Raw genomic sequence first — 8521 nt, 5'->3', positions numbered from 1 at the left:
GGCCCGTCGTGCGCGACGACCTACTCGGGTCCGCCGTTCTACACGTCCCCGGCGACCGTCGGCGGTGACGGCTCGAACGGGAGGCTGCCCCCGTCGGCCCTCACGGCCATCTCGTGGGACGTCGACCCGCACGGCACGCCGTACTACCTGAAGAACGCCGCGGCGGCCGCGCTCGAACGGCTCGACGTGGCCTTCCGCGCCGCGTTCGGGCACCACCTCGACCTCGACCTGACCTACCGCGACTACGACACGCAGGTGGCCATGCGGGAGGCGCTCGGCACGGTCGCCGCCACGCCGGGGACGTCCACGCACGGCACCGGTCTCGCGCTCGACGTGCCGGAGCTGCCCTGCGAGTACGGCTGGGACACCCCGCAGCGCGACTGGCTGGTCACGCACGGACCGTCCTACGGGTGGATGTCGCCGTCGTGGGCCGGCCGCAGCGGCTCGAACCCGGAGTACTGGCACTTCGAATTCGTGGGCTGACCAGGGCTTCCGTCGCTGCCACGGCTGTGGGACGCTGCCGACACCGACGGAGGTGCGGCGTGAGCCTGAAGGCGTGGTCGATGGTGACGGCCGCCATCGCGCTGCTCGCTGTGCTCGTCTGGTCGATCTTTGCCGGAACCGTCCTGGCGACGGTTGTGGTCTGCGGGTTCTACGCGCTCGTCGGTGCAGCCACGCTCTGGCGTCTGGTGCAGGGCGCCCGCCGGTCGGTCCCAGCCGCACGGACCCTTGCCCCCGGCATGCAGGGCCTCGGCGAGGTGCAGGACATGTACCTGGGGCGCCCGGAGCTCCCGCCGGTGAGCTACGGAGACACGGCGGACCCGGTTGCCACCCTGGTCGTCGACCGGACCGATCCGCTCGACGACACGGTCTGGAAGGTCTGAGCCGGGCCGGACGGTGCCGCCGGCTCACGCTGTCGGGCGCACCGCGTCCGCGCTCGACGGCACGGTGACCAGCGAGATCACGGCGCCGCCGGCCAGCAGCGCGGCGCAGACGAGCATCGCGATGCGGTTGGCGGGCTCGAGGGTCGCAGGGTCCGTCAGCGACGAGCCGACCCCGGCGGCGAGCGGCAGGACCGCGATGGCCAGCAGGCCGGCGACGCGGGCGACCGCGTTGTTGACACCGCTGGCGACGCCGGCGAGGTGGTCGGGGGCCGCGGCGAGCGCGGTCGTCGTCAGCGGCGCGACGGTCGCCGAGAGCCCGAGCCCGAAGACCAGGACGCCTGGCAGCACGTGCGTGAGGTACGGGGAGTCGGGGCCGATGGTGCCCAGCAGCGCGGCGCCGACCGCGCACACCAGCGGACCGACCGTCATCGGGATCTTCGGGCCGATGATGGAGCTCAGCGCGCCCGCCCGGGGGGAGAGCAGCAGCATGAGCACCGTCACCGGCAACGGCGCGAGCCCCGCGGCCAGCGGCGAGTACCCGGCGACCACCTGCAGGGTCACCACCAAGAAGAAGAAGAGCCCCGAGATCGCCGCGTAGATGAGCAGGGTCGCCGCGTTGGTGCCCGCGAACGGCCGCCAGCGGAAGAGCGCGGGTGGGAGGAGCGGGGCTTTCGCGCGCGACTCGGCGAAGACGAACGCGACCAGCGCCGCGACGCCGAAGGCCAGCGAGCCCCACACGAGCGCGTCGGGCTCCCCACGCTCGGTCCAGGCCGTGAACCCGTACGTGATCCCGGCCAGGCCGAGCGCGCCGAGGACCGTGCCCGCGATGTCGAGCTTCTTCTGGGCGCTCGGGTCGGTGCTCTCCGGCACCCGCCACATGGCCACGACCACGACGAGCGCCGCGAGCGGGATGTTGATGCCGAAGATCCATCGCCACGTGGTCACCTCGACGATCCAGCCGCCGAGGAACGGCGCGACCGCGCCCGCGATGCCGCCCAGCCCCGACCAGGCGCCGATCGCGCGGCCCCGGTCCGGCCCGCTGAACGACGACTGGAGGATGGCCAACGAGCCCGGCGTGAGCAGGGCCGCGCCGACGCCCTGCACCGCGCGGGCGGCGTTCAGCGCGCCGATCGTCGGCGAGACCGCACAGGCCAGGGACGCCACCGCGAACCACACGACGCCGACGAGGAACACCCGGCGCCGGCCGAACCGGTCGCCCAGCGAGCCGCCCAGCAGCAGGAACGACGCGAGCGTCAGGGCGTACGCGTTGACGGTCCACTGGAGGTCGGCCGTCGTCGCGTCGAGGTCCTCGGCGATCGTCGGGAGGGCGATCGTCACGACCGTGGCGTCGATGAACGCGATCGCGGAGCCCAGGACGGTCGCGAACAGGACCCATCGGCCGCGCCCGGAGGCGTAGACCAGGGCCCCGGGAGGGTCAGCGGGGGCGGTCACGGTCCTTGCTCGGCTGGACCCGCTTGGGCTCGCCGGGCATCTTCGGGTACTCCGGGGGATACGGCAGGTCGCCCTCGCCGTGGTCCGACTCCTGCCGGTCCGCCAGCTCGAGCAGCGACTCGAGGGAGTACCGCGGTGCCGCGCGGGCGACCAGCGGGGCGAACAGGTCGCCCACCTCGGCGAAGCGGGCCGGCATCGTGGTCACGTCGAAGTCGTTCGGGTGCACGTCGGCGACCTCGGCCCAGCGCAGCGGTGCCGACGTCGTCGCGCGCGGGTTGGTGCGGATCGAGTACGCGGAGGCGATGGTGCGGTCGCGAGCCATCTGGTTGTAGTCGACGAAGATCTTTTCGCCGCGCTCCTCCTTCCACCACTTCATGGTGACCTCGGCTGGCATCCGGCGCTCGAGCTCGCGGCCGAACGCGATGGTGGCGCGGCGGGCCTCGACGAACGACCAGCGGGGCTCGATGGGCACGAAGACGTGGATGCCGCGGCCGCCCGACGTCTTCGGGGATCCCTCCATTCCGTGCTCCGCCAGCAGCTCCCGGACCCGCGGGGCCACCCGGGCGGCGTCGGAGAAGTCGGTGCCCGGCTGGGGGTCGAGGTCGATGCGGATCTGGTCGGGTGCGTCGACGTCGTCGTCGAGCACCGGCCAGGGGTGGAACGTCAGCGTGCCCAGGTTGGCGGCCCACGCGACCACCGCCAGCTCGCTCGGGGCGACCTCGTCGGCCGTCCGGCCGCTCGGGAACGTGATCCGGGCCGTCTTCACGTACTCGGGCGCACCCTGCGGGACGCGCTTCTGGTAGAACGCGTCGCCCGTCGAGTCCGCGCGGGTGGCCAGCTTGGCGCCCTCGAACACGCCTTTGGGCCAGCGCTCGAGCGTCGTCGGGCGATCCAGGAGCGCGCCGAGGATGCCGTCGCCCACCGCGATGAAGTACTGCACGACGTCGAGCTTGGTCAGGCCGCGCTCGGGGAAGTAGATCTTGTCGGGGCTGCTGACCCGGACGGTCCGGCCGCGCACCTCGAGCTCGACCGCGGGAGTCTTCGACGGAGACATGCTGCTCAACCTAGGTGCTGGTCACGGCTCGTGCCCATCAACCCGTGGCCTCTCAGCCCGCGCCGATCAGCCCGCGCTGGTGGGCCACCGACACGGCCTCCGCGCGGCCCGAGACGCCGAGCTTGGCCAGCAGGTTGGAGATGTGCACGGAGACCGTCTTGCCGGAGATGAACAGCTTCTCCCCGATCTGCCGGTTCGAGAGCCCCTGGGCGACCAGCGCCAGGACCTCGGCCTCCCGGGCGGTCAGCACGTCCGCACCGCCGACGCGGATGCCCGGCAGGTCCAGCCGCCCGCGCCGCGCGAGGCCCCGGACCGCGGTCGCCAGCGGCTCCGCGCCCATGGCGTCGGACTCGGTCAGGGCGATCCCGGCCTCGCGCAGCGCGGCCTCCCGGTCGCCGTGCTCGAGCAGGGCCTCGGCGAGCCGGAACCGGCTGCGCGCCACCTCGTAGCGGTAGCCGTAGTCGAACTCCGCGACCGTCACCCGCCAGAGGTCCACGTCGTTGGTGCCGGCCAGCCGCGAGTGCTCGGCGTGGGCCCGGGAGAGCCAGGCCCGGCCCTCGGGCCCGAGGCGTCCGCCGCGCGGTCGTCCCCGCTCGGCCGTGGTCGCGGCCCGTTCGATGAGCCGGTCGCCCAGAGCGACGCGCTCGGAGACGTCCTTGCCCAGCAGCCGTTCCTGCGCGGCCGCGTCGGCGAGCGCGCCGAGCGCGAGGGCGACCAGCCAGATGCCGCCCAGGAAGTAGTCGGACCACGCACGCCACAGGTGCTCGAGCAGCCGCAGGGACAGCGCGATCGCCTCGTCCAGCTCGCCGCGCCACGTGTGGGCGTCGATGGTGCAGCCGCCCGCCACCAGCGCGATCAGCCCGTCCCGGGCCCAGCTGGGCTCCAGGGCGTGCCCGCGCTCGGCGGTGTCCTCGTCACCACGCGCCACCGCCGCGTACAGGCTGACGGCCAGCAGGGTCGGCGCCAGGTCGTCGGGCACCGCGCCGATCGACGCCGGCGTCAGGTCCCCCGAGACGTACCGGATGAGCTGCGTGAACATGTGCAGCTCGACCCCGTAGACGCTCCACGTCATGCCGAGGGAGCGGGCGCGCTCGACCCCGTCCGCGGTCACCTGCGTGGCGCCGGCGATGTCCCCGGCGTAGTACCGGTTGCTCGCCAGGTTGAACGTCGTGCGCAGCTCGGTGACGTAGTCGCACGCCTCCTTCGCCCGGGCCAGCGCCGTCTTCAGCAGCTCCGCCGCCCGGTTCTCGTCGTCCACGACGAGCACGGCGAGCGTCGTCAGGGCGTCGGACTCCGCGTCGGCCGCGTCGACCGCCCGGGCCAGCTCGACCGCGCTCGTCGCCGCCACCTCCGCCTCGGCGTCGAGGTCGGCGTTCAGCGCGCTGCGCGCGTACGTGGCGAGCGCCCACGCCCGGGCCGGCGACGGCGCCTCCGGCAGGTCCGCCAGCGCGCGGGAGGACTGCTCCAGGGCGTCGTGGATGCTCTCGACCCCGAGCAGGTACCGCGCGAGGCTGGTCCGCAGGCTCGCCTGCCTGTGCACGTCGCCTGCGCTCTCCTCGACCGCGGACCGGGCCAGCTGCACCGCGCGGTCGACCTGCCCCGCACGGCTCGCCGCACCCGCGGCCTCGACGAGGACGTCGATGTGGTCCCGGATCGTGGAGGCCTCCGCCACGGGCGCGGGAGCACCGGCGCGCTCACCGCGGCCGAGCGCCGCCGTGACCTCGGGGACGGCCTCCCACAGGCGCAGGACCACCTCGAGGTGGCGCAGCTCCTCCGCGGGCGCGAGGACCTCGTGCGCCTGCTCGGCCGCGTCGAGTGAGGCGAGCAGCGCCGTCGGCAGGTCGGGGGCGCGCAGGGCGTGCGAGGCGAGCTGGGACGACGGCCCGAGGGAGGGGTCGTCGCGCAGTACCCGCAGGTAGGCCCGGTGCAACGAGGACTGCTCCCCGGGCAGCAGGTCGGTGTAGACCGCCTCGGCCAGCAGGGCGTGCCGGAACGCGATCAGGTCGTCCTCGCCGACCAGCACGTGGTGGGCGACGGCCTCGCGCAGCGCGGTGTCGAAGACCCCSGGGGCGGTCAGCTGCAGGTCACCGTCGGCGGACACCGCGGCGCGCAGCAGCGGCTCGGACACGCGGCGGCCGGCGGCGGACGCGATCCGCGCGAGGCGCTGCACGGACGGGTCGAGCTGCTCGAGCCGGGAGCGCAGCACGTCCGCCAGCGACCACGGGAGCTCGTCGGCCTCCGCCCCGGCCTCCAGCAGCTCCTCGGCGAAGTACGCGTTCCCCTCCGAGCGGTCGATCACCCGGCGCAGGGTGCTCTCCGTCAGCGGCGAGCCGCTCAGCGCGGTGGTGAAGTCGCGCAGCTCGTCGTCGGTGAACGGCGCCAGGTCGAGGCGCTCGACCCGGGGATGGCGCGCGAGCTCGGCGGCGACCGGTCGCCACGGGTGGCGCCGGTGCAGGTCGTCCGTGCGGTAGCTGGCCACGACGAGCAGGTGCTGGTCGCGCAGCCGGGAGACGAGGAACCGCAGCACGTCGCGGCTCGACGCGTCCGCCCAGTGCAGGTCCTCGAGCACGAGCAGCAGCGGATGCTCCGGGCCGCCGACGGACCCGAACGCCTCGACCAGGCCGTCGAACAGCTGCAGGCGGTTCGCCTGGTCGTCGGGCGCCGACCCCGAGCCGCTCGGGCCGGGCAGCAGCCGCGCGAGCGCCGGGCGGTTGGCGACCACCGCGTCCACCGACTCCGGGGCGAGCGTGCGCAGCTGGGACAGCGCCTCCGCGAACGGCAGGTACGGCAGCCCGATCTCGCCGAGGTCCACGCAGTGGGCCACGACGACCGTCGCGCCGGCCGCGTCCGCCAGCTCGGCGACGTGCCGCAGCAGCCGGGTCTTGCCGACGCCCGCGTCCGCCCCGAGCAGGACCACGGACGGCTCGCCGACGCCCGCGCGCTGCAGCGCCAGCGTGAGCTGGTCGACCTGCAGCGCGCGGGCGACGAAGGGTGTGCTCATCGAGCCACGTGCCATGCCCCAGATCCTCGCAGCAGCCACCCACGCGCGGCAGTGGCCAGCGGGTGCGCCAGTCGCACGGGCCGCAGCGAGCCGTCGGGTCGAGCGGCGGCCGCGACGCTGCCGAGCTCACGAGTGATCGCCTGGACGTCGTGCTCGTGGTGCCCGGCGTGCTCGTCGTCGGCCGGGATACCGCGGAGCGCGGTGAACAGGCGCTCGTGACGGTAGGCGAGCTCGGCGTCGAAGGCAGGTCCCCAGAAGTCAGCCATGGTGTCCTCCTCATGTACGCCGGACGATCTGCCCGGCTCTCGTTGACAGGTATGACTGTCGTCGTGAGGCGTGGGTCCGCGGATCGGGAGGGTGACGGGTTCTCGGCACCGGATCARCCGGACGATCGCCTGAGGTGGGGTGCCGTCGGCCTGAGGTCCATCTGCGGGCGTCTGAGGTACCTCAGACAGGGCTGACCAGGTGCACGATGTGCCGCATGGGACTGGTGCAGGTCGCTCAGCGGGCGACAGACCTCGATCGCGCGGCCGCCTTCTACGCCGACCTCCTGGGCGCGCCGCCGACCGCGCGGTTCGACCCGCCCGGCCTCCTCTTCTTCGACCTGGACGGCGTCCGCCTGCTGCTCGACCAGGGAGCGCCGTCGGCGCTTCTCTACCTGCGGGTCGACGACGTGGCCGCGACCGTCGAGCGGCTCCGGGCTCGAGGAGTCGTCGTCGACTCCGAGCCGCACGTGATCTTCCACCACGACGACGACACCCTCGGCCCCGCGGGCACCGACGAGTGGCAGGCCTTCGTGCGCGACTCCGAGGGCAACCTCGTCGGCCTGGTGAGCCACCAGCGCTGACCCCGAGCGCGGGGTCGGACGACCTCCTCGCCGACGTCCGTTCACCCGGACGCGTCGGTGGTCCCCCCGGGCACGACCGTCCGCGGTCGGGCACTCTGGTCGGGTGGGTGATGTGCGAGATCTCCGGAGCGCTGCGAGCGTGCGACGTCGTGACGCGCACATCATCGACGGCGAGCTCGTCGTCGAGGCGGAGCGCTCCGCCCCCCGCGCGGCCCGGCACTGGGTCATGCGGACGATCGCCGACGCCGGCGTGGGCGGGGCCTCCAACCAGGTCGTCGAGCTGCTGACCGGGGAGCTCGTGTCCAACGCCGTCGTGCACGGACCCGCCGCCGGTGCCGTCCGGGTCCACGTGCGCATCGACGGGTCGACGGTCCGCGTGGGCGTCCGCGACACCGGCGGCGGCACCCCGACCGTCGGGCACCCGGAGCCGACCGCTCCGAGCGGGCGCGGCCTGGCGCTGGTCGAGGCGCTGTCGTCCGACTGGGGGATCCAGACCCACCCCGACGGCAAGACGGTGTGGTTCGAGGTCCTCGCCGACGACTGAGCCCGCGGCCCGCGGCGACACGCCCGGGTTGTCCGGCAGTGCCCGATCTCACGTCCGAGCCGCCCGATGCGTCGTCGGACCCTGCTCAGGGCCCCGACGGGACGGCTCCCGGGAGGTGCGCCAGTGCGCTGGCCTGCGGTTCGACGATGCACGCGGGGCCCGCGCGGCGTAGTTTCGGGTGCGGACGACTGGGAGCGAGGGGCAACAACACCATGAGTGACGGCACCGACGGGCAGAACACGACGACGGCGACCCGACTGCCCGACATCCGCGCCGAGGTGCGCGACGACGGCACCGGTGAGATCTCGGTCGACGGTGTCATCGAGCGGGTGCGGATGGCCAACCTCGCGGAAGCGGGTGCCGCGATCACCAGTCGCATCGCCGCGCTCGCCGAGTCGGTGGGCCGGCCCGTGCCTGTGCAGGTCCGCGACCCCGACGGGGTGTGGTCGCTGCTGATCCACCCGGACGGCCTCGTCGACGAGGCGCCCGGCCCGCTGGCCGAGGATGCCGAGTCCACGGAGGCCTCGTCGGACGAGCCGCCGGCGACGTCCGGAGCGGTCGAGAGCGTGAGCGAGACCACCGACAGCTCGTCCGCCGACGACGGCGACCGCGAGGAGGGCTCCGGCGCGGTGGCCGCAACCGCCGCGGCCCGCAGCGGTTCCGCGCGGACCGGGGCGGCCATGCCCGCGGGAGGGCAGCCGGCGCCGACGACGTCCGCGTCCGCCGGTCCGGCATCGAC

Annotated in this window: 8 protein-coding genes and 1 pseudogene; 5 read left to right on the top strand and 4 right to left on the bottom strand. The window is 74.1% G+C overall.

What is annotated here, in order from left to right:
• Together ACXJKG_RS16840 and ACXJKG_RS16835 are read left to right on the top strand one after the other, a co-directional pair.
• A partial coding sequence (locus tag ACXJKG_RS16840; RefSeq protein ID WP_456846895.1) for a M15 family metallopeptidase occupies nucleotides 1-483 on the top strand: 483 nt, incomplete at its 5' end.
• Between the two features lie 59 nt (nucleotides 484-542).
• The gene (locus ACXJKG_RS16835) at nucleotides 543-884 is read left to right on the top strand and encodes a hypothetical protein (protein WP_456846894.1); all 342 of its coding nucleotides are present in this window, start codon (nucleotides 543-545) and stop codon (nucleotides 882-884) included.
• Between the two features lie 24 nt (nucleotides 885-908).
• On the opposite strand, the gene ACXJKG_RS16830 is transcribed toward ACXJKG_RS16835, so the two are convergent.
• Genes ACXJKG_RS16830 through ACXJKG_RS16815 form a run of 4 tightly spaced genes read right to left on the bottom strand, consistent with a single transcriptional unit; the run spans nucleotide 909 to nucleotide 6657 of the window.
• Nucleotides 909-2336 (bottom strand): MFS transporter, encoded by a 1428-nt coding sequence (locus ACXJKG_RS16830; RefSeq protein WP_456846893.1) that lies wholly within the window; start codon nucleotides 2334-2336, stop codon nucleotides 909-911.
• Complete coding sequence (locus ACXJKG_RS16825) at nucleotides 2320-3390, bottom strand: DNA polymerase domain-containing protein (RefSeq protein ID WP_456846892.1); 1071 nt, start codon at nucleotides 3388-3390, stop codon at nucleotides 2320-2322. The genes ACXJKG_RS16830 and ACXJKG_RS16825 overlap by 17 nt, the downstream gene beginning before the upstream one ends.
• Nucleotides 3391-3442: 52 nt before the next feature.
• The gene (locus tag ACXJKG_RS16820; protein ID WP_456846891.1) at nucleotides 3443-6391 is read right to left on the bottom strand and encodes a helix-turn-helix transcriptional regulator; all 2949 of its coding nucleotides are present in this window, start codon (nucleotides 6389-6391) and stop codon (nucleotides 3443-3445) included.
• Entirely contained in the window at nucleotides 6388-6657 is a 270-nt protein-coding gene (locus tag ACXJKG_RS16815; protein WP_456846890.1) for a hypothetical protein, read from the bottom strand. Before ACXJKG_RS16815 ends, ACXJKG_RS16820 begins: the two co-directional genes overlap by 4 nt.
• A 215-nt stretch (nucleotides 6658-6872) precedes the next feature.
• Between ACXJKG_RS16815 and ACXJKG_RS16810 the strand changes: the two genes are divergently transcribed.
• The 3 genes and pseudogenes from ACXJKG_RS16810 to ACXJKG_RS16800 form a co-directional block, all read left to right on the top strand.
• A complete protein-coding gene (locus ACXJKG_RS16810; RefSeq protein ID WP_456846889.1) occupies nucleotides 6873-7238 on the top strand; it encodes a VOC family protein in 366 nt (121 codons plus the stop codon).
• 139 nt (nucleotides 7239-7377) lie between these two features.
• A complete protein-coding gene (locus ACXJKG_RS16805) occupies nucleotides 7378-7782 on the top strand; it encodes an ATP-binding protein (protein ID WP_456846888.1) in 405 nt (134 codons plus the stop codon).
• A gap of 212 nt (nucleotides 7783-7994) precedes the next feature.
• A pseudogene (locus ACXJKG_RS16800) lies at nucleotides 7995-8521 on the top strand (chromosome partitioning protein); the annotation flags it as partial.

It is taken from the genome of Cellulomonas sp. P5_C6, from assembly GCF_054049635.1.
The sequence above is the reverse complement of the archived record's forward strand: the minus strand, read 5'-3'. Positions and strand labels throughout refer to the sequence as shown.

Bases quoted from the DNA above. Each gene is read 5' to 3' on its own strand.
- ACXJKG_RS16825 (WP_456846892.1), bottom strand. From the start codon at position 3,390: ATGTCTCCGTCGAAGACTCCCGCGGTCGAGCTCGAGGTGCGCGGCCGG.
- ACXJKG_RS16815 (WP_456846890.1), bottom strand. From the start codon at position 6,657: ATGGCTGACTTCTGGGGACCTGCCTTCGACGCCGAGCTCGCCTACCGT.
- ACXJKG_RS16810 (WP_456846889.1), top strand. From the start codon at position 6,873: ATGGGACTGGTGCAGGTCGCTCAGCGGGCGACAGACCTCGATCGCGCG.